Source organism: Pseudomonas aylmerensis (assembly GCF_001702265.1).
Lineage (GTDB): Bacteria > Pseudomonadota > Gammaproteobacteria > Pseudomonadales > Pseudomonadaceae > Aquipseudomonas > Aquipseudomonas aylmerensis.
Map to the genome: position 1 here is coordinate 19204 of NZ_MAUE01000004.1, position 23854 is coordinate 43057.

Annotated in this window: 21 protein-coding genes; 6 read left to right on the forward strand and 15 right to left on the reverse strand. The window is 63.3% G+C overall.

From position 1 onward, the window contains the following. The 4 genes from BBG20_RS03390 to BBG20_RS03405 form a co-directional block, all read right to left on the reverse strand. Entirely contained in the window at positions 1-2061 is a 2061-nt protein-coding gene (locus BBG20_RS03390) for a TonB-dependent copper receptor (RefSeq protein ID WP_065900248.1), read from the reverse strand. A gap of 93 nt (positions 2062-2154) precedes the next feature. Continuing rightward, entirely contained in the window at positions 2155-2556 is a 402-nt protein-coding gene (locus BBG20_RS03395; protein ID WP_083221326.1) for a DUF2946 domain-containing protein, read from the reverse strand. 11 nt (positions 2557-2567) lie between these two features. Beyond that, entirely contained in the window at positions 2568-3050 is a 483-nt protein-coding gene (locus BBG20_RS03400) for a copper chaperone PCu(A)C (protein WP_065900251.1), read from the reverse strand. Between the two features lie 47 nt (positions 3051-3097). Beyond that, positions 3098-3493 (reverse strand): DUF2946 domain-containing protein, encoded by a 396-nt coding sequence (locus tag BBG20_RS03405; protein WP_065900253.1) that lies wholly within the window; start codon positions 3491-3493, stop codon positions 3098-3100. A gap of 599 nt (positions 3494-4092) precedes the next feature. On the opposite strand from BBG20_RS03405, the gene BBG20_RS03410 reads away from it, so the two are divergent. Then, positions 4093-4344: a DUF6124 family protein gene (locus tag BBG20_RS03410; RefSeq protein WP_065900255.1), complete on the forward strand. Its 252-nt coding sequence runs from the start codon at positions 4093-4095 to the stop codon at positions 4342-4344. A 94-nt stretch (positions 4345-4438) separates the two neighbouring features. Here the strand turns inward: BBG20_RS03410 and BBG20_RS03415 are convergent, their stop codons facing one another. Together BBG20_RS03415 and BBG20_RS03420 are read right to left on the reverse strand one after the other, a co-directional pair. Continuing rightward, entirely contained in the window at positions 4439-5158 is a 720-nt protein-coding gene (locus BBG20_RS03415) for a cobalt-precorrin-6A reductase (RefSeq protein ID WP_065900257.1), read from the reverse strand. Continuing rightward, positions 5155-6360, reverse strand: coding sequence for a bifunctional cobalt-precorrin-7 (C(5))-methyltransferase/cobalt-precorrin-6B (C(15))-methyltransferase (locus BBG20_RS03420; RefSeq protein ID WP_065900259.1), 1206 nt, complete (start codon positions 6358-6360; stop codon positions 5155-5157). Before BBG20_RS03420 ends, BBG20_RS03415 begins: the two co-directional genes overlap by 4 nt. 38 nt (positions 6361-6398) lie before the next feature. Here BBG20_RS03420 and cobG point away from each other — a divergent pair, with 38 nt between their 5' ends. The 5 genes from cobG to BBG20_RS03445 all read left to right on the forward strand — a co-directional run bounded on the left by cobG (position 6399) and on the right by BBG20_RS03445 (position 11747). Next, positions 6399-7745 (forward strand): precorrin-3B synthase, encoded by a 1347-nt coding sequence (cobG, locus tag BBG20_RS03425; RefSeq protein WP_065900261.1) that lies wholly within the window; start codon positions 6399-6401, stop codon positions 7743-7745. Beyond that, positions 7738-8364, forward strand: coding sequence for a precorrin-8X methylmutase (locus BBG20_RS03430; RefSeq protein ID WP_016972527.1), 627 nt, complete (start codon positions 7738-7740; stop codon positions 8362-8364). Before cobG ends, BBG20_RS03430 begins: the two co-directional genes overlap by 8 nt. Continuing rightward, on the forward strand, positions 8364-9095 hold the full coding sequence (locus BBG20_RS03435) for a precorrin-2 C(20)-methyltransferase (protein WP_065900262.1): 732 nt from the start codon (positions 8364-8366) through the stop codon (positions 9093-9095). The genes BBG20_RS03430 and BBG20_RS03435 overlap by 1 nt, the downstream gene beginning before the upstream one ends. Continuing rightward, on the forward strand, positions 9095-10732 hold the full coding sequence (cobJ, locus tag BBG20_RS03440) for a precorrin-3B C(17)-methyltransferase (RefSeq protein ID WP_065900264.1): 1638 nt from the start codon (positions 9095-9097) through the stop codon (positions 10730-10732). Before BBG20_RS03435 ends, cobJ begins: the two co-directional genes overlap by 1 nt. Positions 10733-10967: 235 nt before the next feature. Continuing rightward, positions 10968-11747 carry a hypothetical protein gene (locus BBG20_RS03445; protein ID WP_065900265.1) on the forward strand — a complete coding sequence of 260 codons (780 nt, stop codon included), beginning with the start codon at positions 10968-10970 and terminating at the stop codon, positions 11745-11747. On the opposite strand, the gene BBG20_RS03450 is transcribed toward BBG20_RS03445, so the two are convergent. From BBG20_RS03450 to accC, 9 genes are all read right to left on the reverse strand, one after another. After that, positions 11744-12340 carry a MarC family protein gene (locus BBG20_RS03450; RefSeq protein WP_003217330.1) on the reverse strand — a complete coding sequence of 199 codons (597 nt, stop codon included), beginning with the start codon at positions 12338-12340 and terminating at the stop codon, positions 11744-11746. The genes BBG20_RS03445 and BBG20_RS03450 overlap by 4 nt on opposite strands. 195 nt (positions 12341-12535) lie before the next feature. Next, positions 12536-15307 carry a hybrid sensor histidine kinase/response regulator gene (locus tag BBG20_RS03455; protein ID WP_065900267.1) on the reverse strand — a complete coding sequence of 924 codons (2772 nt, stop codon included), beginning with the start codon at positions 15305-15307 and terminating at the stop codon, positions 12536-12538. A 101-nt stretch (positions 15308-15408) separates the two neighbouring features. Beyond that, complete coding sequence (gene purD, locus BBG20_RS03460; RefSeq protein ID WP_065900269.1) at positions 15409-16701, reverse strand: phosphoribosylamine--glycine ligase; 1293 nt, start codon at positions 16699-16701, stop codon at positions 15409-15411. 177 nt (positions 16702-16878) lie between these two features. Next, positions 16879-18486, reverse strand: coding sequence for a bifunctional phosphoribosylaminoimidazolecarboxamide formyltransferase/IMP cyclohydrolase (purH, locus tag BBG20_RS03465; RefSeq protein WP_065900272.1), 1608 nt, complete (start codon positions 18484-18486; stop codon positions 16879-16881). An 82-nt stretch (positions 18487-18568) separates the two neighbouring features. After that, positions 18569-18889 carry a DNA-binding transcriptional regulator Fis gene (gene fis / locus BBG20_RS03470; protein ID WP_002555375.1) on the reverse strand — a complete coding sequence of 107 codons (321 nt, stop codon included), beginning with the start codon at positions 18887-18889 and terminating at the stop codon, positions 18569-18571. After that, entirely contained in the window at positions 18886-19899 is a 1014-nt protein-coding gene (gene dusB, locus BBG20_RS03475) for a tRNA dihydrouridine synthase DusB (RefSeq protein ID WP_016976994.1), read from the reverse strand. Before dusB ends, fis begins: the two co-directional genes overlap by 4 nt. A gap of 185 nt (positions 19900-20084) precedes the next feature. Further along, positions 20085-21311 carry a DUF3426 domain-containing protein gene (locus BBG20_RS03480; protein WP_065900273.1) on the reverse strand — a complete coding sequence of 409 codons (1227 nt, stop codon included), beginning with the start codon at positions 21309-21311 and terminating at the stop codon, positions 20085-20087. Positions 21312-21341: 30 nt separating this feature from the next. Beyond that, positions 21342-22220, reverse strand: coding sequence for a 50S ribosomal protein L11 methyltransferase (prmA, locus tag BBG20_RS03485; protein WP_065900274.1), 879 nt, complete (start codon positions 22218-22220; stop codon positions 21342-21344). Between the two features lie 269 nt (positions 22221-22489). After that, positions 22490-23851: an acetyl-CoA carboxylase biotin carboxylase subunit gene (gene accC, locus BBG20_RS03490; RefSeq protein ID WP_065900276.1), complete on the reverse strand. Its 1362-nt coding sequence runs from the start codon at positions 23849-23851 to the stop codon at positions 22490-22492. Between the last annotated feature and the right edge of the window lie 3 nt (positions 23852-23854).

The following is a 23854-nucleotide window of genomic DNA, read 5'->3' on the forward strand; positions in this document are numbered from 1 at the left end:
TCAGAAGCTCATGTCCACCTTGGTCCAGAGCGTGCGCCCCGGTTCCTTGATGGCTTGCGGGTCGTTGGCGGGGTAGCCGAAGCCGGCGTTACCCGCCAGGTTCAGATGCTCGGCGTAGGCCTTGCCAAACAGGTTGTCGACGCCGGTACTGACCTTGAAGTTTTTATTGATGCGGTACGCGGCGTTCAGCGAGAACACGCCGAAACCTGCGCTCTTGTCGAAGTCCTTGCCGACCACATTGCCCTTGTTCCGGTCGATACGGTTCTGCGCCGCAACCACGCGCCACAGGGCACCGGCGCTCCAGTCATCCTCGCTGTAAGTGAGGCCCAGGCGCGCATCCAGGGGCGGCATTTGCGGCAGGGCCTTGCCATCGCTGCTGTTCTTGCCCCAGGCGTAGGCCAGGGTCGCGTCGGCCTTCCACTGGCGAGTCAGCTTGTAGGCCGCGCCGAGTTCACCGCCCATGATCCGCGCGTCCACATTGCGTGCCTGGGAGGTGGTGCCCATCATTCCTGGCTGGTAGTCGAACAAGATGAAATCGCGGACCTGGCCGATGTATCCCGAGGCCCAGGCTTCGAGGTCGGCGGTTTTGTATTGGGCGCCGACGTCGAGTTGGGTGGTCTTCTCCGGCTTTATGCTGTCGAAGGCGTTGACTGAACCGGCCGGGCCGTTGTCCGGGGAAAACAGTTCCCAGTAATCGGCAAAGCGCTCGGCATGGCCCAGGCCTGCGTAGACGGTAGTCGGGCTGTCTGCCAGGTCGTGTTCAAAGCGCACGAAACCTGACGGCAAAGTGTCGGCGCGGGATTTGTCGGCGGTCGGGTTGGGGCTGGGCATCATGCCCGCATCGAGGGTTTGCCGGAAATCCTTGGCTGAGGCGCGGTCCAGGCGCGCCCCGGTGATCAGGCGGTCGCGGTCGGCGGCGTACCAGGTCAGTTCGCCGAATGCGCCGTAGTTGTGGAAGTTGGCGTCCTTGACCTTGGGCAAATCCTTGTAGGTATCGATACCCATGCTGCTGCGCTGGCGATGCTCGTTGGTCTGCGCATCCAGGCCGCCGATCAGTTGCACATCGGCCCAGCGCCAGGTGGCCTTGACCCGCGCACCGAGGGTGCGGCGGTCGACGTTGGCGGCCATGGGCCCGGCCATCATCCCGGTGCCGGAGGGCACGCGCAGGCTGTAGTTGTCCATCACATGGTCGGCGTAGTTGTAGTAGACCTGGGCCTCGACCTTGTCCAGCACGGCGCCGATGTTGGACTTCTCGAAGCGCAGCCCCAGGCTTTCGCGCAGGAATTGCGAACCGTCCATGCCGCGTCCGGCGTAGCGCGCTTCGCCATCGCCGCGGCCGGCGGTGAGTTCCAGCAGGGTGTCGGCGTCCGGGGTGAAGCCGACCGCGACGTCGCCATTCCATTTGTCGTAGCGCGAGGCGACGGTGTCGTGATTGCCGTCCTTGTAGTCGTCGGCATGCGCCTGGTTGCCGATCACCCGCACATAGCCGAGGGGCCCGCCGGCCGCCGCATCAATGACCTTGTCGAAGCGCCCGTTGGAGCCGGCCAGCACACTCGCGTTGAGGCGTGTACCGAGTGCGCCGAACTGCTCCGGCTCGCGCTCGAACAACACGGTGCCGGCAGATGCGCCGGGGCCCCACAGCACGGTTTGCGGGCCCTTGATCACGGTGAGCTTGTCGTAGGTTTCCGGCGAAATGTAGGAGGTCGGCGCATCCATCCGACCCGGGCAGGCGCCGAGCATCATGCTGCCGTTGGTGAGGATATTCAGGCGCGAGCCGAACATGCCGCGCAGCACCGGGTCGCCATTGGTGCCGCCGTTGCGCACCAGGGCGAAGCCGGGGATGGTCTTGAGGTAGTCGCCGCCGTCGCTGGCGGGCACCGGCTGGCGCGGGTCCTTGGGGTTGGTGACCACGGTCAGCGGCGAGCTGGGCGCAATCGCGGTGATCACGGTGGGGCTCAGTTCATGCTCGTCGGCCTGGGCCTGTGGCGCCAGGAGTGCGCCGCATAAAACGGCGAGCACAGGGGTACATCCCATACGGGTGTCAGCAGAAAACCTGGACATGACAAATTCCATCAATCAATCGTAAACAACACGGCCAGCAGCCTGCGGCTGTCTGTCTAAAGTCGGCCGGGGTGAAGTAACGGTGCTCGGTGCCTACGAGACGATGGGCGGCGCGCGGCTGCGGGCGCCGGGGAAGATGCTCTGCCGGGCATGACCCAGGCGTGGGGCGGGGGTGAGGGCGTTGGCCGGCGGTGGGTTACCGAGGCTGAGGTAGGACACGCTGCCCGGCAGCGCGGGGCAACTGAACAGCAGGCTGCAATAGCCGCATTTTTCCCAGAGGACGTGATGTTCGTCGGCGGTTTTTTTCGGTTGCGGCTCGCCATGGCAGCTCGGCATGTCCATGGACATTTCCATGGACATGCCGACGTGATGGTCCATCGGCATCGCCTGGGAAATCAGCGGACCGATAAAAATCATCAGCATGGCGAACAGGCTGATCCAACTGCCGCGCATCACGCGGTGGCGGGGGGACAACCTGGCGCGAGGGGCGCCCATCGAGTGTCTGCCTACTGGGCGTGCTTATGCTCGTTGGGGGCCGTCGGCGGCACTTTTTGCACCGACACTTCGACTTCGACCTTGCCGGCTTTTTCGAAGGTCAGGGTCAGCGGGAACTGTTTGCCATCGGCCAGCAGGCTGCGGTCCTTGAGGCCCAGCAGCATCACGTGATACGCCATCGGCGCGAAGGTCAGGTCGCCCTTGGCCGGCACCGCGACGCTGGTCACTTGCTGCATCTTCATCAAGTCGCCCTGCATCACGTGCTCGTGCAACTCGGCTTTTTCCGCCACGGGCGTGTCGACGCTGAGCAGGCGGTCCTGTGTCTCGCCGGTGTTATGAATCACGAAATACGCCGCGACGGTCGGCGCATTCGGCGGCAACTCCTGGGACCAGGGATCGCTGACCAACAGGTCGCCGGCCTTGTAGTCATCGGCATTGGCAGCAACGCACACCGGCAGCAGCAACGCAGCCAGAAGCAGGGAAGATTTGAGCATGGCAGTTCTCCAGAACGGTTCTAAACGCAGTTCACTTGCGAAGAAAATCAGACCGTCGGAGAGGCGCGGGGGTTGAGGCTTGGCCATTGCTGGCGCGGGGTAGGGTTACGCAATACCGGCGGCGGCAGGCTCTGCACCGCCTCGAACCGCGTGACATACAACTGCGGCACATGCCCCGGCAACGCCACCCACGGCGCCGAGCCCGAGCAACACCAGCAATGCTGCATGGTGGAGTGATCGTCCTGCTGCGGCGCCGGAATCTCCAGCTTGCCCAGGGCAATCGTCTTCAGGCTGGCGCCGTTGGACGAACAGAAACTGCCCCACAGCAACTGCTGCACCGGGTCCTGGGATTGTTGCATTGCACTGGCCATCGGCATGGCAAAGGCATTGAACAGCACTGCAAGGCAGGCGATCCAGGCAATTGCAAAGCGTTGACGGGCCATGGCGGACAATCCGTAGGGTTAAACGATCAGGGGGGTATTTAGCCTGATCGGGGGGGATAAGTAAAAAGGGGCGGTGTGATTTGGTGTCGCAGTGACTAGCTTGAGGATAGACCGGAACCACAGATTGCCAATTTTTCAGACCAGGCGCGAAATCCTGCATGACGCTGAACCCTGTGGGAGCTGGCTTGCCTGCGATGCAGACGACTCGGTCCAGCAGCTGGGGCGAGGTGATGCTATCGCAGGCAAGCCAGCTCCCACAGGTTGGACTATGCCCGACTCGACTGTGGGGGGCTTCAGCAGAAACGTCCGACAGCTTTTTGAGGTTGTCCCTAGGACACTCAATCTCTAGTCTCCGTACACCGCTGAAAACTCAGCGGACGGGCGTCGCGGCCCGGATTCCTATTGGACACTGAGCGTCATCGTCTGCTTTCAGTTGGCGCTTTTTTATCGTCTACTGTGCGGCGCTATGGTGGCTGTACGCGGGATACCTTCGGGTATGCCGGGTTTCCTGAGGACCGGTCCGCGAACCTGCGTACAGCTGCCACCCCCTATCGCGTCGCGGCGATCAGTGGCAGCTCCATTTCCTTAGGAGTTCCACAATGATCAAACCCACCCCCAATCCTCCCATCCGGCTATTCACCGTGGCCGATGGAATCAGCACTGAAGACCTTTTGGTCAACCTCAGCGAAACACTCGCTTCAGCCAATGCACTGAGTTGCGACATTGCCTTCAACCTGGAAGGCGCACCGCGCGAGGAATTGCTTGGCGTTGCGCAGTTGATCGAGCTGGCGCAATTGCTCGCTGACCGTGTGCACGATGGTGTCGGACAGGCGACAGCCACGATCAACTGAAGGCCCGCTGCAATCTGTAGGAGCCGGCTTGCCGGCGATGAGGCCATCGAGGTCGGCGGCGGGTTTTCGGGCGTCATCGCTGGCAAGCCAGCGCCTATAGTGAATGCAGTGCCTGTAAAACCGCGTCTACGCGGGTAAACTCCCGGTCCACCGCAACCAACACCGGCCGTTTCAACACCAAGACCGGCACGCCACGCTCGCGCGCCACTTCCAGTTTCGGCTCGGTGGCGGTGCTACCGCTGTTCTTGCTGATCAACACATCAATCCCGCGCCGTGCAAACAACGCGCGTTCGTCTTCGAGCAGAAACGGCCCACGTGCGCCGATCACTTCGCAACGTTCATTCCCCGGATACGTGTCTAGCGCGCGTAGCGTCCAGAATTGGTCGGCAGGGATTTCATCGAGGTGCTGCAGCGGCTCGCGACCCAGCGTGAACAGCGGCCGCTTGAAGGGTTTCAAAGCGTCGATCAGCTCGGCCCAGTCAGCGACCTCACGCCAGTTATCCCCCTGCTGCGGCTGCCACGCCGGGCGTCGCAGCGCCCAGCAGGGGATGCCGCTGATCTGCGCGGCCTCGGCGGCATTGCGGCTGATCTGCGCCGCATAGGGGTGGGTTGCATCGAGGATCAGGCTGATGCCTTCATCCCGGACAAACTGGGCCAAGCCCCCAGCGCCGCCGTAACCGCCAACACGCACGTGGCAGGTCAGGTCAGTGGACACGCGCCCAACCCCGGCCAAACTGTAGACATGCTCCGGCCCCAAAGTCCGTGCGATAGCCAGCGCTTCGGTCACGCCGCCCAACAGCAAGATGCGTTTCATAGCGGCTTGACCACTTCCAGCAGGGTAATCGGCAGCGCCTGGCGCCACGTATCAAACGCCCCCAACGGCTGGGCCTGGGCCACGTGGATGCGGGTCAGTTCGCCGCCGTGCTCCGCGCGCCAGTTCATCAGGGTCATTTCGCTCTGCAGGGTCACGGCGTTGGCCACCAGCCGACCGCCAGGACGCAGGTGTTGCCAGCAGATGTCGAGCACGCCGTCGCGGGTAACGCCGCCGCCGATAAAGATCGCGTCCGGTGCTTCTAGGCCGTTGAGCGCTTGCGGCGCGGTGCCGCGGATCAGTTGCAGGCCGGGCACGCCGAGGGCATCGCGGTTGTGTTCGATCAGGTCCTGGCGGCCTGCATCGGCTTCAATCGCCAGCGCACGGCAGCTCGGGTGCGCGCGCATCCATTCGATGCCGATGGAGCCGCTGCCCGCGCCCACATCCCAGAGCAGCTCACCGGGCATCGGCGCGAGGCGGGCGAGGGTAATGGCGCGCACATCGCGCTTGGTCAGTTGGCCATCGTGTTGGAAGGCTGAGTCGGGCAGGCCCGCCAGGCGTGACAGGCGTGGTGTTTCGCTGGAAGCCAGGCAATCGATGGCGACCAGGTTCAAATCGGCGACGCGAGCGTGTTGCCAATCCCCAGCCAGCCCGTCAATGCGCCTTTCATCCACGCCGCCCAGATGTTCAAACACGCTCAACCGGCTGGGCCCGAACCCGGATTCAGCCAACGACGCGGCAATCAATGCAGGACTGTTGCCGTCATTGCTCAACACCAGCAACCGCACGCCGGTCGCCAGATGCGCATTCAGCGCCGCCAAGGGCCGGGCCACCACGGACAGCGTCACCACCTCCTGCAACGGCCAGCCCAACCGCGCCGCCGCCAGGGACACCGATGAAGGCGCCGGCAAAACCAGCAGCTCGGCAGCCGCCACCTGCCGCGCCAAACTGGCGCCCACGCCGTAGAACATCGGGTCGCCGCTGGCCAGCACGCACACCGGTTCGCCACGTCGCGCCAGCACCGGCTCCAGGGAGAACGGGCTCGGCCACAACTGTCGCTCGCCGCGAATACACACCGGCAACAGGTCCAGCTGGCGTTGGCCGCCTATAATCCGGGTGGCGCGCAACAGGGCATGCCGGGCATTCCTGCCCAGCCCCTTGAAGCCGTCTTCACCGATGCCTACAACCGTCAGCCAGGGCGACATATGAATTCCTTGAACGACATCCGACGGGCAGGCTTTTCATGCCGCCGGACAAAGCAGGCATAATACCGCGCCTTGACCCGTTAACCGGTAGCCCCGTGAACCCAACGCCCGCTCTGAATACCTTGCGCCCCTCGGCTTGTCCGGGGTTGCTGCGTATCGTCCAGGCGCTGGACGGCGGCATTTGCCGGATCAAACTGGCCGGCGGTTCGATCACGGCGGCCCAGGCCAACGCTGTGGCAGACGCGGCCCACGCCTATGCCGGCGGGGTGATCGAGGCCACCAACCGCGCCAACCTGCAGATTCGTGGGATCGGCGCCGAGCAGCAAGCCTTGATCGCCCTGCTGCTCGCCGCAGGCCTGGGGCCCAGCAATGCCGCCGGCGACGATGTGCGCAACCTGATGCTCAGCCCCAGCGCGGGTATCGACCCGCAGATGCTGTTCGACACGCGCCCATTGGCAGACCAGATCCTGGCCACCCTGCAAAGCCATCCGCGTTTTCATGAGTTGTCGGCCAAGTTCGCCGTGCAGCTGGATGGCGGGGAGGCCCTGGCGATGCTCGAGCATCATCATGACCTGTGGCTGTCGGCGTTCGTACGCAAGGGCGAGACGCTCCTGGCGTTCGGCCTGGCAGGCTGTCCGGGGCTGGATGCGCCGCTGGCGGCCGTGCCTCTGGCGCAAGGCCATGCACTGGTGGTGGCCGTGCTGGATGCGTTTCTGGACCTCGCCACGCCAGAACAGACGCGCATGCGCCATCTGCCTGTGGATAACTTAATGAGCCGTCTGGATCTGCCGCTGCTGCCAGTCGACGGCTTCAATCGCCCGCCCAGTGGTGCCTTGCTGCATCTCGGCACTTATCCACAGACGCAGAAAAACCAGTTCTACGTCGCTGCCATCGCCCCCTTGGGGCGCCTGAATGCGGCGATGCTCAAGGGCGCCGCACAACTCGCCAGCGAGTACGGCGACGGCACCCTGCGTTTCACTCCTTGGCAGGGTGTGCTGTTGCCCAACATCGAAAAGCCCCACGCGGTGACCGAGCGCCTGGCGCAGTTGGGCTTCCTCTGCTCGGTCGACCAACCGCTGGCGCACATGACTGCCTGCACCGGCTCCAGCGGCTGCGGCAAGGCCTTGGCCGACACCAAGGCCGACGCGGTGCAACTCGCCGCCTTGCAACCCGGCCATGACGTGCACCTGTCCGGTTGCCCACGTTCCTGCGCCGCCGCGCACACGGCGCCGGTCACCTTGCTGGCGGTGAGCCCCGGCCACTACGACCTGTATTTTCGCGATGCAGCCCACGCCGGTTTCGGCCGGCTGCACGCGCGCACTCTTTCTATTGAAGCGGCGGGCGCCCTGCTGCGCGCTCGCCCACGGAGCAACACCGATGATTGATTACATCCGCGACGGTCAGGAGATCTATCGCAACTCCTTCGCCATTATTCGCGCGGAAGCCAAATTGGACCGTATCCCGGCTGATCTGGAGAAACTCGCGGTGCGCGTGATTCATGCATGCGGCATGGTCGAGGCCATCGATGGCCTGCAGTTCTCTGAAGGCGCAGGCAAGGCCGGCCGCGATGCACTGGCCGCCGGTGCACCGATTCTGTGTGATGCGCGGATGGTCTCCGAAGGCGTGACCCGCGCGCGGCTGCCGGCCAACAATGCCGTGATCTGCACCCTGCGCGACGACAGCGTGCCGGAGTTGGCGCGCGAGCTGGGCAACACGCGCTCTGCGGCTGCGCTGGAACTGTGGCGTCCGCACCTGGAAGGCAGCGTGGTGGTGATCGGCAACGCGCCGACCGCCTTGTTCTACCTGCTGGAAATGCTCGACGCCGGCGCACCGAAGCCGGCGTTGATCCTTGGTTTCCCGGTTGGTTTTGTCGGCGCTGCCGAGTCCAAGGCGATGCTGGCCGCCGACAGCCGTGGCGTGCCGTTCGTGATCATGCAAGGCCGCCTGGGCGGCAGTGCGATGGCCGCCGCTGCGGTGAACGCCCTGGCCACGGAGGTCGAATAATGCCGGTACGCGGACGTTTGATTGGCCTGGGCGTGGGCCCCGGTGACCCCGAGTTGATCACCCTCAAGGCCCTGCGCCTGCTGCGTGAATCACCGGTGGTGGCGTACTTCGTGGCCAAGGGCAAGAAGGGCAACGCCTTCGGCATTATCGAAGACCACCTGGTCGCGCAGCAGACCCTGATGCCGCTGGTGTACCCGGTAACCACCGAGATACTCCCGGCGCCGCTGTCGTACGAGCAAGTCATCAGCGACTTCTACGACGCTGCCAGCCTCGACGTGGCCGCGCACCTGGACGCCGGCCGCGACGTGGCGGTGATCTGCGAAGGCGATCCGTTCTTCTACGGCTCCTACATGTACCTGCACGACCGCCTGGCCGAGCGGTATGAGGCCCAGGTCATTCCCGGCGTGTGCTCGATGCTCGGCGGTGCCTCGGTACTCGGCGCGCCGCTGGTGTATCGCAACCAGAGCCTGTCGGTGCTCTCGGGCGTGTTGCCCCATGATGACCTCAAGCGCCGCCTGGCAGATGCCGACGCGGCGGTGATCATGAAGCTGGGTCGCAACTTCCCCAAGGTGCGCCAGGTGCTCGAAGAACTCGGCCTGGCCGAGCGCGCGCTGTATGTGGAGCGCGCGACCATGGCCAACCAGAAAATCGTGCCACTGGATCAGGTAGAGCCGATGTCTTCGCCGTACTTCTCGCTGATCATCGTGCCCGGTGAACGGTGGCAAGGTTGATGAATCCGGCGATTGTCATTTTGGGCCAGGGCAGCCTGGCCACCGCGCGCAGGATCCAGCAGGTTTACCCGGGCGCATTGATCCACGGCCTGGCCGGACGGGTTGAAGGCGCGGACCAGGCCTACAGCGAATTCGGCGCGACCCTGCGCCAGTTGTACCAGCAAGGCACGCCGCTGATCGCGCTGTGCGCGGCCGGTATCGTGATCCGGACCCTGGCGCCACTGCTGCTGGAAAAAGGTGAAGAGCCCGCCGTGCTGGCGGTGGCCGAAGACGGCAGCGCCGTGGTGCCGCTGCTCGGTGGCCTGGGCGGCGTGAATGTCATGGCCCGTGAAATTGCCAGTGCGCTGGAGGTGTCCGCGGCCATCACCACCAGTGGCGAGCTGCGTTTCGGCACCTGCCTGCTCAACCCGCCTGCGGGTTATGAGTTGGCTGACCTGGACCTCGGCAAGCGCTTTGTGTCCGACCTGCTGGCCGGCGCAAGCGTGCGCATTGAGGGGGCGGCGCCCTGGCTGGATCAGGCCAACCTGCCACAGGATCAGCAGGCGCGCCTGGCGATTCACGTCGGCAGTGCCGAGCGCGTGCCGGCTGCCCATGAATTGCTGATCTATCCGAAGACCGTGTGCGTCACCTGCAAACCGGGTCCGCAACTGGCGGCACGTGTGCGCAGCGCGCTGCACGAAGCGGGTATCGCCGTGCAATCGCTGGCTTGCCTGTTGGCCAGCGAGACGCAGATGGCCGACGTGTCGCTGCACGAAGCGGCGGCGCAATTGGCCGTGCCGCTGCGCTTTGCCGTCGTGGAGCAAGACGCGGATATCGCTATCAGCGTCGCCGAACAGCCGCTGGACGTGTCGCAGGTCGGTCGTGTGCGTGGCCGCCTTGCTGTCATCGGCCTCGGCCCTGGCGCCGCCGAGTTGATGGTGCCGGCGGTGAAGGCCGAACTCGCGCGCTGCACCGATGTGCTCGGCTATGAAACCTATGTGCGCATGGCCGGGCCGTTCCGTGACGATCAGGTGCAGCATTGCACCGACAACCGTGAAGAAATGCAGCGCGCCCGCCACGCCTTCGAACTGGCTGCCCTTGGCCGTTCGGTGGTGGTTGTATCGTCCGGCGACCCGGGTGTTTTCGCCATGGCGGCGGCGGTGATCGAAGCGTTGCACGAGTCCAGCGACCCCGCGTGGCACCAGGTCGACCTGCAGATCCTGCCCGGTGTTTCGGCCTCGCTGGCGACTGCCGCCCAGGCGGGTGCGCCGTTGGGGCATGACTTCTGCGTGATGTCGCTGTCGGACAACCTCAAGCCCTGGTCGATCATCGAAAAGCGCCTGGACCTCGCGTCCCAGGCCGACCTGGCCCTGGCGTTCTACAACCCGATCTCGCGTTCGCGGCCGTGGCAGTTGGGGCGCGCCCTGGAAATCGTTGCGCTGCACCGCACCCCCGAAACGCCGGTGGTGCTGGGTCGCGACATCGGTCGCCCCGGCCAGACCCTGCGCACCACGACCCTGGGCCAGCTCACGCCGGAGCAGGTGGACATGCGCACCATGGTGCTGATCGGCTCGTCCACTACCTGCACCTTCCCCCGTGCCGGTGGCGGTGATTGGGTGTACACGCCGCGCTGGTACGGCGAAAAACCCATCGGCTGAAAACGCCTCGACGGCTGCCAGAAAGCTCCGAGTGACCCAGGGAATTACCTGCGGTGACTCGGGGCTTTTTCTTTTTTTATCGATGAAAACCCGAAGGCTGGCACGCATGCCCAGTAATTGCTGGGCTGCGTTTTGCGCGGTGCCCTTGCAAGCGATGTTTGTCGTCTGGCAAGCCGCGCAGCCGCTGGATTAGTGTGAACACATGCCCCATGTGGGGGCTTGTGGAGAACTGAAAATGGAGCGACATCACGCAAGGATCAACAGCAGCAAAAGGCGCAAGTTGATTGCCGCCTACAAGTTGCCGGGGGCACCTGGCAAGCCGCCTGCCGTGCCCCTCGACCCGAACAATCCATGCAATGCGGCCGTGGTCAACAACAGTGTGATTTCGTTTGCCGAGGGCCTGTCCGGGATCAACCGGGAGTACATCCGTAAAAGCTATCTGCTGGCCAGCAGCTACGTCAGCGATGTATTGAAAATGCACCGGGGTACCGAGGCCTGGTACGACGAATTCATCAAGGTCATGATCAGCCTGGGCTGGTTGCCGGTGCGCAGCAGCTTCGAGCGGGTCTCAAGTTCCGGCAAGGGCCTGACCGTGCAATTGGCAGTGCTGAACCTGATCGCCGCCATGCTCGCCTCGACCTCATTGGCCGGGCCACTGCTGGCGTCGCTGCCCAAGTTGGCGGCCGATGCATTGGAGGCCATGAAGCAACACCCCGCTTCGTTCGAGCTGTTCAAGCGCAACACTACGCTGCATCAGGGCGGTGATTTCGGCGTGGCATCCTGCGCCGAAAACGACGGCGAGGTGATGATGGTGCTGGTGACCTACAGCAGCCGTGGCGTAAGCAAGCAGGTGGGCCTGCCGTTTCTGGAGTGGGACAGTACGTCGTCCGAGGCTTTCAGCGGGCAAACCTGCCTGGTGCTGAATACCTCGGTGGTCAACGAAAAAACCATCCAGTTGATGCGCGAAAGCGCCGGCGACAAGGTGCAGCTGGCAATTGCCCAATACCGGATCTAGGGCACCAGGTAACCGCGTACGCCGGTGAAGATGATTTGCGCGGCCAAGGCGCACACGAACAACCCCATCAACCGACTGACAATCTGCAAGCCCTGGTCACCGAGAATGCGTTCGATCCGGTTGGACAGGTACAGCACCACGCCCACCGTGAGGCTGGCCAGGGCAATGCTGAGGATGGCGGTGATCTTGTCATCCCAGTGTGGTTGGCTGACGCCCATCACCAACAGCGCGCCGATGGTGCCGGGGCCGACGGTGAGGGGGATGGTCAGCGGCACGATCGTCACGTCCTGCTGCACGTTGTCGGTCTGCACTGCGGACTTGCCCTGGGCCATGCCCAAGGCGGAAATGAACAGCACACTGCCGGCGCCGATGCGAAACGCATCCACGGTGATGCCGAACACGCTGAAAATCACCCGGCCGAACAGGTAGAGCAACACGCTCGATACCAGGGTGGCGAGAGCCACTTTCCAGGCCAGGCGTCGGCGCTCCTTGCTGGAATAGCCGCGGGTCAGGCTGATAAAGCAGGACAGCACGAAGAACGGGCTGTAGAGCACCAGCATCTTCAGGTAAACGCTGAACAACACGTGGAGCATGGTGGGAGCTCGCAACGAAGGAGGGCGAGCGGGAGTTTATCAGGCCTGTGGCTGAGCGCTATCTGTGATGCGACAACACTCCAATGTGGGAGCGGGCTTGCTCGCGAAAGCGGCGTGTCAGCCAATACAGGTTTGACTGATACAGCGCGTTCGCGAGCAAGCCCGCACACATTTTTGATCTGCGCCATGCAGGGGTCAGGTAGGCGCGTGCTCTGGCCGCTGTTGACGCTGTGCGACCCAGAACTCCACCAGCTCGCGCAATTGCGAGAGTTCCACCGGCTTGGCCATGTGGCCGTCCATTCCGGCCTGACGTGCACGTTCTTTGTGCTCCGAGAGGATATGCGCGGTGAGCGCCACCACCGGTGTGCGAATGCGCTGGTGGCTGACTTCCCACGCGCGTAGTTGCTGGGTCGCGGAGAAACCATCGAGGATCGGCATCTCGCAGTCCATCAACACCAGGTCGTAACGCTGGGCCTTCATCGCCTCCAGTGCTTCCTCGCCGTTGCTGGCGGTGTCCGGGTTGAGGTTGAGCTTGCCGAGCATGCCACGGATCACTTTGGTGGAAATGCTGTTGTCTTCGGCCACCAGGATGCGGAAGTCGCTGGGCACGGTGACGGGCGCTGGCGCGATGGGCAGCGCGCGCGCCGGGACGTTGCCCTTGCTGCGTTGAGTCAATTCGTCGGCCAGGGTGGTCTTGAGCGTATAGCCCGCCACGGGCTTGGCGAGAATGCGCTTGATCCCGCAGTTGCGCGCGATGATCTTGCTCGGCGCATTGCTGATGCCGGTGAGCATGATTAACAGGATGTCGTGGTTCAGGCTCGGGTCTTCCTTGATCTTCGCCGCCAGTTGCATGCCGGTCATGCCGGGCATGTTCTGGTCGAGCAGCACCACGTCGAAGTAATCACGCAGGTGTGCCTTGGTGCGCAGCAGCGCCAGGGCTTCCTTGCCCGACGGCACGGCGCTGACATTCAGGCCCCAGGCGGTGCATTGCTGCACCAGCACTTTGCGGCAGGTGTCGTTGTCGTCCACCACCAGCACGCGCGCGCCCTTGAGCGGGCCATCGAGGTCGGAGGTCGGGTGTTCGAGGCGTTCCGGGTCCAGCGGCAAGGTCAGCCACAGGGTGCTGCCTTGCTGGGCGCCGCTCTTGATGCCGAACTCGCCGTTCATCAACAGGATCAGCTGGCGCGCAATCACCAGGCCCAGGTGGCCGCTCAGGCGCGTGGCCGAGAGGAAGTTCTTGCTGTGCAGTTCGCTGTGCAGCAGGGCGTCGCGCTCGGCGGCTTCCATTGGCAGGCCGCTGTCCTGGACGGCAATGCGCAGGCGCGGCTTGGTGCTGCGGTCATCCAAGGCGACCACGATCAGCACTTCGCCTTCATCGGTTTTCTGCAGGGCGTTTTCCAGCAGGCTCAGCATCGCCTGGCGCAGGCGCGTCGGGTCGCCGCTGATCACGCGCGGTACCTGGGGCTGGATGAAACTGATCAACTCGACGTTTTGCTGCTCGGCCTTGGCGCGGAAGATACTCAGGCAATCTTCGATCAGCGCGTTGAGGTCGAATTGCACGTCGTCCAGTTCGATCTGCCCGGATTCGAGCTTGGAGATATCGAGGATCTCGTTGATCAACGTGAGCAGTTCATTGCCGGCGCTGTGGATGGTTTGCACGTAGTCGCGCTGTTTCACCGACAGCGGCGTGCCCAGCAGCAGCTCGGTCATGCCCAGCACGCCGTTCATGGGGGTGCGGATTTCGTGGCTGATTTTCGCCAGGAACTCGGCCTTGGCCGCGATCTCTGCGTTGCTGGCGGCCAGGTCACGGCTGAGGCTGAAACGCGCCTCGACAATCGCACGCTGGCGTTCGCCCAGGGCCAGGCTCATCAACAGGCCGCTGACGCAGATAAATGCCAGCAGTGTGACGATCAGGCCTTGCGGCGAGACCATGGTCAGGCCCAGCAAGGCCGGGAGGATGATCAGCGTACCGATGTTGAACACCACCATCGCCGCCACGAACAAACGTGCGGGGCGGTAGCCTTTCTGCCAGTGGCAGGCCGAGACAAACAGCATGCTCAAGCCGGCCAGGGCGACCAGGGCGTAGGTGATGATGTTCAGCGGCAGGGTGTTGACGAACAACAGCAGCAGGCCGCACAGCACGATAAACAGAATGTCGGCCATCAACAGTTTGTTCAGCGGATGCGGGCCGAGCGGCATGAAGAAACGGTAGGCAAACATCAACCCGCACGGCGCGGTCAGCAGCAGCGCGAGGTAGGCGCCCGGGGTCTGGATCGCATGCCAGTTCGGCAGCCACGGGCCTACCAGGTTGAGCAGCAGCGCCAGGCTGAGCATCAACAGCACTTCGCACGCCGCCAGCCACAGGCTGCTGCGCGAGCGGTGGTAGGCGAAGCGCGTGAGGTTGTGCAGGATCAGCATCAGCAGGCAGCCGAACAGCAGGCCGTAGATCAGCGTCTGGGTCTGGTCGGCGGCGGCGAGCACGGCCGGTTCCAGGGTGATATAGGGGCGCAGTTCGTGTTCGGAGACCAGGCGCAGATACACCTCCAGAGGCTTCTGGCTCTGGGGCATCGGCAGCATGAAGTCACTGCTGGGCAGCGGGCGTTCCGCCTGGGGCTGGCGCGTGCCGGTGCTTTGTTGTTCGACCAGTGTGTCGCCGTCCAGCACGTAGAGGCTCAGGTGCGACAGGTCGGGCGCGAATACCCGCAGCACTTGCTCGTGCTTGCCGGGTTGCAGCTTGAAACGTACCCACAGTGCACCGTCCGGTTCCGCGGCGGTAATGCGGTCCAGTTCAATGGGGCTGAATTGATTGGTGTAGCGTGAAGAGCGGATGTCGCTCAGCTGCAGATCGGCCTGTTCATCAAGCAATACTGCCCAGCCACTGCCTTGCGCGGCGGCCTGGGCCGGGAACAAGCAGAGCAGCGTCAGCAGGCTGACAGTGAAACCTATGGCGATCCTGAGCCAGCGCACGGCGAAATCCCTTCGTAGGTTGATGCACGGGTTAACTATGCGCGGGGTGGCATGAGTACGGCAAGGGCCAGAGGCCCTTACCTAACCGAACGGATAGCGACTTACGAGTGCTCGCCGCGTTCCCGCGCGATGGCGCGATAGCCGATATCAGTGCGGTAGAAGCAGCCTTTCCAGTCGATTTTTGCGGCCAGCTTGTAAGCCTGTTGCTGCGCGGCGTCGACACTGGCACCCATCGCGGTGGCGCACAACACGCGGCCACCCGCAGTGACAACCTTGCCATCCTTGAGCGCGGTGCCCGCGTGGAACACTTTGCCTTCCAGCGTAGCAGCAGCGTCCAGGCCTTCAATCACATCACCCTTGGCGTAGTCGGCAGGGTAGCCACCGGCTGCCAGCACAATGCCGACGCTCGGGCGTGGATCCCATTGCGCTTCGACCTTGTCCAGGGCCTGGGCCAATGCGGCTTCGACCAGCAGCACCAGGCTCGATTGCAGGCGCAGCATCACCGGTTGGGTTTCCGGATCACCGAAGCGGCAGTTGAACTCGATGACTTTCGGGTTGCCGGCTTTGTCGATCATCAGGCCGGCGTAGAGGAAACCGGTGTACACATTGCCTTCATCGGCCATGCCGCGCACGGTGGGCCAGATCACCAGGTCCATGACGCGCTTGTGCACGTCGGCGGTAACCACCGGGGCAGGGGAGTAGGCACCCATGCCGCCCGTGTTCGGGCCGCTGTCGCCGTTGCCGACGCGTTTGTGGTCCTGGCTGGTGGCCATCGGCAGCACGTTCTTGCCGTCGACCATCACGATGAAGCTGGCTTCTTCGCCGTCGAGGAATTCCTCGATGACCACGCGCGAACCCGCGTCACCAAAGGCGTTGCCGGCGAGCATGTCGCGCACGGCGTCTTCGGCTTCCTGCAGGGTCATGGCGACGATCACGCCTTTGCCAGCGGCCAGGCCGTCGGCCTTGATCACGATCGGCGCACCTTTTTCACGCAAGTAAGCCAGGGCCGGCTCGATCTCGGTGAAGTTCTGGTAGTCGGCGGTCGGGATCTTGTGGCGTGCCAGGAAATCCTTGGTGAACGCCTTGGAACCTTCCAGTTGGGCCGCGCCGGCGGTAGGGCCGAAGCAATCCAGGCCACGGCTGCGGAACAGGTCGACGACGCCAGCCACCAACGGCACTTCCGGACCGACGATGGTCAGGGAGACGTTCTTTTCAGCGAAATCCGCCAGTTGCTCGAGCGCCAGCACGTCGATAGCGACGTTCTCGCACTTGGCTTCGATGGCGGTGCCGGCGTTGCCGGGGGCGACGAATACTTTCTGGACGCGAGGGTCCTGGGCAACTTTCCAGGCCAGGGCGTGTTCACGGCCACCGCTGCCAATGATGAGGACGTTCAAGTCAGACTCCTTCGAAGGAAGTTACAAGCTGCAAGCTGCACGTTGAGAGCAATCTGTATCGCTCTGAAGGCAGCCTGCAGCTATGAATTTTAGAGGCTACAACCAGCAGCAAAAGCGAGGCAGCTGTGCTTTTACGTGCTGCTTGCAGCTTGAACCTTGCCGCTTCACGGCAGTGGATCAGTGGCGGAAGTGGCGCATGCCAGTGAAGACCATGGCGATGCCGGCTTCGTCTGCCGCCGCGATGACTTCGGCGTCACGCATCGAACCGCCCGGTTGGATCACCGCTGTCACACCGGCTTTCGCGGCGTTGTCCAGGCCATCACGGAACGGGAAGAACGCGTCGGATGCCATCACCGAACCGACCACCTGCAAACCGGCGTGTTCGGCCTTGATCGCGGCGATACGTGCCGAGTTCACGCGGCTCATCTGGCCAGCGCCGACACCGATGGTCTGGCGGTTCTTGGCGTAGACGATGGCGTTGGATTTAACGTACTTGGCCACTTTCCAGGCGAAGATCAGGTCGTTGATCTCTTGCTCGGTCGGTGCGCGCTTGGTCACCACTTTCAGGTCCTGGCTGCCGATCATGCCGATGTCGCGGCTCTGTACCAGCAAGCCGCCGTTGACGCGCTTGTAGTCCCAGGCAGCGGCACGTTCAGCCGACCACTCGCCGCAGGCCAGCAGGCGCACGTTGGCCTTGGCTGCCACGATGGCGCGGGCTTCTTCGCTGACGGAAGGGGCGATGATCACTTCGACGAACTGACGCTCGACGATGGCTTTAGCGGTCTCGGCGTCCAGTTCGCGGTTGAACGCGATGATGCCGCCGAATGCGGATTCGGTGTCGGTGGCGTAGGCCAGTTCGTACGCCTGGCGGATGCCGCCTTCAGCGTCCGGGCTCACGGCCACGCCGCACGGGTTGGCGTGCTTGACGATTACGCAGGCTGGCTTGACGAAGCTCTTCACGCACTCCAGCGCGGCGTCGGTGTCGGCCACGTTGTTGTAGGACAGCTCCTTGCCTTGCAGCTGGGTCGCGGTGGCGATGCCCACTTCGGCCGGCTTGGCCTCCACGTAGAACGCCGCGCTCTGGTGCGGGTTCTCGCCGTAGCGCATTTCCTGGGCCTTGATGAACTGGCTGTTGAAGGTGCGCGGGAACTGGCTGCGGCCTTCGGTGCTGAGGGTTTCAGCCGCCTGGTTCACGGTGCCCATGTAGTTGGCGATCATGCCGTCGTAGGCGGCAGTGTGTTCGAACGCCTTGAGCATCAGGTCGAAGCGCTGGGCGTAGGTCAGGCCGCCGGCTTTCAGGCTCTCGAGCACCTGGGCGTAGTCGCTGGCGTTGACCACGATGGCCACGTCTTTGTGGTTCTTGGCTGCCGAGCGAACCATGGTCGGGCCGCCGATATCGATGTTTTCGATGGCGGTCGGCAGGTCGCAGCCTGGCTTGTTGATGGTGGCTTCGAACGGGTACAGGTTAACGGCTACCAGATCGATCGGCTTGATGCCGTGCTCGCTCATGATGGCGTCGTCGGTACCGCGACGGCCGAGGATACCGCCGTGGATTTTCGGGTGCAGGGTCTTGACCCGACCGTCCATCATTTCTGCGAAACCGGTGTAGTCCGCCACTTCTACTGCGGCCACGCCGTTGTCCTGCAGCAGTTTGAAGGTCCCGCCCGTGGAGAGGATTTCCACGCCAAGGGCTTCCAGCTCCCGGGCAAATTCGAGGATCCCGGTCTTGTCGGAGACACTGATCAAGGCGCGGCGGATCGGCAGGCGGGTAGTCTGGTCGGTCATTTCAATTTCCATCAAAAGCAAAGGAAGTCAGCAAAAAAGGCGACCGTTTTTACGCGGGCGCCTTTCTGGTTTGATTGAATGCTTACAGCAAATCGTATTGTTTGAGCTTTTTGCGCAAGGTGCCACGGTTGAGGCCCAGCAGCTCACTGGCTTTGGTCTGGTTGCCCTTGACGTAGTTCATCACGCTTTCGAGCAAGGGCGCCTCGACTTCGGAGAGCACCAGGTTGTACACGTCCGTGACGGAAGCGCCCTCAAGGTGGGCGAAATAATTGTGCAGCGCCTTCTCGACACTCCCGCGAAGGGTCTGGCCTTCTTCGCTCGGCGTGTTGAGGTGCTGTTTCAAATTGACGTTGTCGCTCACGGGTGTTGTTCCACTCACTAAAGTCTCGGTCATCATCGTCATGCGGCCACCCCCTCTCCGTCCCCTGTCCCCAGGCTCTTGTAACGCTCGCTGAAGAACTCACGAACGTTGGCGCACTGTGCTTCCGTATCATCCAAACGATTGAAGTGGGCGCGAAACTCCCTGGCGCCCGGCAAGGTTGCGAGATACCAGCCGACATGCTTGCGAGCAATGCGTACTCCCATCACGTCTCCATAGAAGGCGTGCAGGGCGGCCAGATGCTCTAGCAGAATACGTTCCACCTCGATCAACTCCGGTGCCGGCAAGACTTCGCCGGTACGCAGAAAATGCTCGATCTCACGAAAAATCCACGGCCGCCCCTGGGCGGCCCGGCCAATCAACAGGCCATCGGCACCGGTAGCGTGCAGCACGCGCCGGGCTTTCTCGGCTGAGTCGATATCGCCATTGGCAAAGACCGGCATCGACACCGCCTGCTTGATCGCGGCAATGGTGTCGTACTCGGCTTCACCGGTGTACAGATCGGCGCGGGTGCGCCCATGCACCGCCAGCGCTGTAATGCCCGCCTGTTCGGCGATCTTCGCCACCGTCAGGCCATTCTTGTTGTCCCGGTCCCAGCCGGTACGGATCTTCAGGGTGACCGGCACATCCACTGCGGCGACAACGGCCTGCAGGATCTCGGCGACCAACTGCTCATCCTTCAACAAGGCGGAACCGGCGGCCTTGTTGCAGACCTTCTTGGCCGGGCAGCCCATGTTGATATCAATGATCTGTGCGCCCAACTCCACGTTGGCCCGGGCCGCATCCGCCAGCATCTGCGCATCACCGCCGGCGATCTGTACCGAGCGGGGCTCGGGATCACCTTCGTGGATCATGCGCATCCGCGATTTGCGGGTGTTCCACAAGCTCATGTCGCTGGTGACCATTTCCGAGACTACTAGACCCGCGCCCAAACGCTTGCACAGCTGACGAAAGGGCTGGTCGGTGACGCCCGCCATAGGAGCGAGGATCAAGCCGTTCTGCAATGTGTATGGGCCGATGCGTACCGCCGACATAGGACTTCCCTGTTGTGGGGCCGGATCATTAGAGTTCGAAAAAGGGTTGGCATGATACCCGCTCTCGATGACTGGATAAAGGCTGAATTGGATAAAATCTGAACAGCAATTTCTTTATCGCCGCCGGTTTGGTTGACCGGCGCTTAGTCAAGAATCTGCCGTCAAGCCTCGGTGCATGAACCGATTCACTCGGGCGAATGAAAGCTCAGGCTGTAATTCACGGCTTTATTGCCCGGATCGAGGATATCCAGGGAGATATGGATCGGCGTCTGTGATGGCATTTCGCTCACGCCGGCCAACTCACCGCTGAGGTATTCGGCGGGTTTGAACCGACGACTGGCGATCAGGCTGCCGTTCAAATCGGCAAAACGCAGCTCCAGCAGCGGGAAGGGCTGGGAGAAGGTCGCGCGGTTATAGATGATTGCATCCACCACCAGCGCCCCGGCGAACTCCGGGTGGCTGCGTACCACCAGGTTGCTGCTCTTGATGTGGGCGATATCGACCCGTGACGGCACCGTGCAGCCCAGGGTGGGGCACAGTTGCTGGAACCATGGGCGGTAGGCGTCCTGGCGGGCCAGGTCGTCGAATTGGTAGGCGATGTATTGGCCGGCGAGGCCGGCGGCGGCGATCAGCACCAGCAACAGCCAGAGCAGGCGGCGGCCCCAGCCCGACGCACGTTTTTGCGCGTAGAGGTGCAGTGGGTCGTCTTCGAGGTCCTGCAGGACATCGTCGTGAACGCCGGTGGACGGGCGAGGGCGTTTGCGTCGGGGTTGCGGGCGTTCTTCGGGTTCCGGTTCCTCGACTGCCTCGATAACGGGCGTGACGGGGGGATCGAGTTCGTCATCCTCGAGTGTCGAGCGCAGCGGCGGTTCGTCGTCGATATCGTCGGTGTGGAACGACATCGACGGTTCGGTGCGCTGCCGGGTCGCAGGTGTCTTGGTCGGTTCAGGGGCTTCGACGACCTGGACGCGTTCTTCCGGTGGTTCGCTGAACAGGCTGGCCGCCCACTTTTCTTCCTCGGCCTTGACCGTATCGCGGCTGGCGCTGAGGGCCTCTTCCTTTTGCCGACGGTCGGAACCGCCCTGGCGACGCTCCGCGCCCGAGGGCTGCGTGTGCTGAATCTCGCGGCGTTCCAGCTTGGCCAGCTCCACGTCGAGGTCGAGGTTGTCCAGGTCCAGTTCTTCGGCGGTCCACTGTTTCTGGCTGATCGCCCGCGGGGCCTCGGCGGCTGGCTCGACCGGTTCCGGTGCCGGCGTCTGCTGGGCGCGCTGCTCCAGCAGCTGGCGTGCCGCATTGAACACCTGCAGGCACGAGCCGCAGCGCACCACGCCGCGGGCCACGCTCAATTGAGCGTGGTTAACGCGAAAGCGTGCTTGGCAATGCGGGCACTGGGTGACGAAACTGTCGGTCATGCGGCCATCCGATTCAGGCAAGCGCTCATTCTAGCGCCGACGACCGCTGATGCGTACCCAGCCATCACGGTTGGCGATCGGATCCAGCTCGAAATCCTTGGCGTAGGCAGCGGCCACGTCTTCACCCTGCTCGGCAAGGATGCCCGACAGCGCCAGGCGGCCGCCCGGCTTGACCAGGCTCGACAGCTGCGGCGCCAGGGAAATCAGCGGGCCGGCGAGGATGTTCGCCACCAGCACGTCGGCCTGCACCTGGGGCAATTGCTCGGGCAGATAGAGTGGGAATTTATCTTCGGGAATGTGGTTGCGCCCGGCGTTGTCGCGCGAAGCTTCCAGGGCCTGCACGTCGATGTCGGTGCCGACGGCTTCCTTGGCGCCCAGCAGCAGGGCGGCAATCGCCAGGATCCCCGAGCCGCAGCCGAAGTCCAGCACGTGGCTGTCGGTCAGGTCCTGGCCGTCCAGCCATTCCAGGCACAGCGCGGTGGTGGGGTGGGTGCCGGTGCCGAAGGCCAGGCCCGGATCAAGCAGCAGGTTGACTGCGTCGGGCTCCGGCGCGGCGTGCCAGCTCGGCACGATCCACAGGCGCTGGCCGAACCGCATCGGCTGGAAGTTATCCATCCAGCTGCGTTCCCAGTCCTGGTCTTCGATGACTTCACTGTGGTGCTCGGGCAGCGGGCCGCCGGTGAGCAGTTCCATATGGGCCAGCACGGCGGCGGCATCGGTGCCGTCTTCGAACAGGGCCAGCAGATGGGTGTGGGACCACAGCGGGGTGGTATTGAGTTCGGGTTCGAAGATCGGCTGGTCTTCGGCGTCCATGAAGGTCACCGAGACAGCGCCCACTTCGAGGAAAGCGTCTTCGTAGGTTTCGGCTTGTTCTGGGCTGATGGCGAGACGGACTTGCAGCCAAGGCATGGCGGGCACCTTTGAATAAAATGAATGTGCGACTGCTGGGTCGCGAAAGCGCGCAAGTTTACGCGAGCGGCGTGCAGAAGACGACACTACTGACTGCACTCGGTCCAAATGTGGGAGCTGGCTTGCCTGCGATAGCGGAGTGTCAGCGGAGTATTACTTGACTGATCCACCGCTATCGCAGGCAAGCCAGCTCCCACAGGATTTTGTGGGGTTTTCTGTATCTCACAAACAACAAAGCCGCCCGAAGGCGGCTTTGTTGGGTGGAGCACTTACTGGTTGGCCAGCTTGTGTTCCAGGTAGTGAATGTTCACACCACCTTCGCAGAAGCCTTCATCACGGACCAGTTCCCGGTGCAGCGGGATGTTGGTCTTGATGCCGTCGACCACGATTTCGTCCAGGGCGTTACGCATACGGGCCATGGCCTCGTCGCGGGTCGCGCCCCAGGTGATCAGCTTGCCGATCAGCGAGTCGTAGTTGGACGGAACCTTGTAGCCGCTGTACAGGTGCGAATCCACACGGACGCCGTTGCCGCCGGGCGCGTGGAAATGCTTGACCAGGCCAGGGCTTGGGATAAAGGTCTTCGGGTCTTCGGCGTTGATGCGGCACTCCAGGGAGTGGCCGTGCATCTTCACGTCGTCCTGGGTAAAGGACAGCGGGTTGCCGGCGGCGATGCTGAGCATCTCCTTGACGATGTCGATACCGGTGACCATCTCCGAAACCGGGTGCTCTACCTGCACGCGAGTGTTCATCTCGATGAAGTAGAAACGACCGTTCTCGTAGAGGAACTCGAAGGTACCGGCGCCACGGTAGTTGATGTCGATGCACGCCTTGACGCAGCGAGCCAGTACTTCCTGGCGAGCTTTTTCATCCAGGCCCGGTGCCGGAGCTTCTTCCAGTACCTTCTGGTGACGGCGCTGCAGCGAGCAATCGCGGTCGCCCAGGTGGATGGCGTGGCCCTGGCCGTCGGACAATACCTGCACTTCCACGTGACGTGGGTTGGTCAGGTACTTCTCCAGGTAGACCATCGGGTTGCCGAACCAGGCGCCCGCTTCGGAGCGGGTCTGCTTGGCGGCTTCGATCAGGTCTTCTTCCTTGTGCACCACGCGCATGCCGCGACCACCACCGCCACCGGCGGCCTTGATGATCACCGGGTAACCGACTTCGCGACCAATGCGCAGGGCGGTGGCCTCGTCTTCAGGCAGTGGGCCGTCGGAACCTGGAACGGTTGGCACGCCAGCAGCGATCATCGCGTCCTTGGCCGAGACCTTGTCGCCCATCAGGCGAATGGTTTCGGCTTTCGGGCCGATGAAGGCAAACCCGGATTTTTCCACCTGTTCGGCGAAATCGGCGTTTTCCGCGAGGAAGCCGTAGCCCGGGTGGATGCCATCGGCGCCGGTCACTTCTGCCGCGGCGATGATGTTCGAGACTTTCAGGTACGAGTTCGTGGCCAGTGGCGGGCCGATGCAGATGCTTTCGTCCGCCAGTTTCACGTGCATCAATTCGGTATCGGCCGTCGAGTAAACAGCGACGGTCTTGATGCCCTCTTCCTTACAGGCGCGCAGGATACGCAGCGCGATCTCGCCGCGGTTGGCGATCAGGACTTTTTGCAGTTTCTTCGCAGGTTTCAACATCGA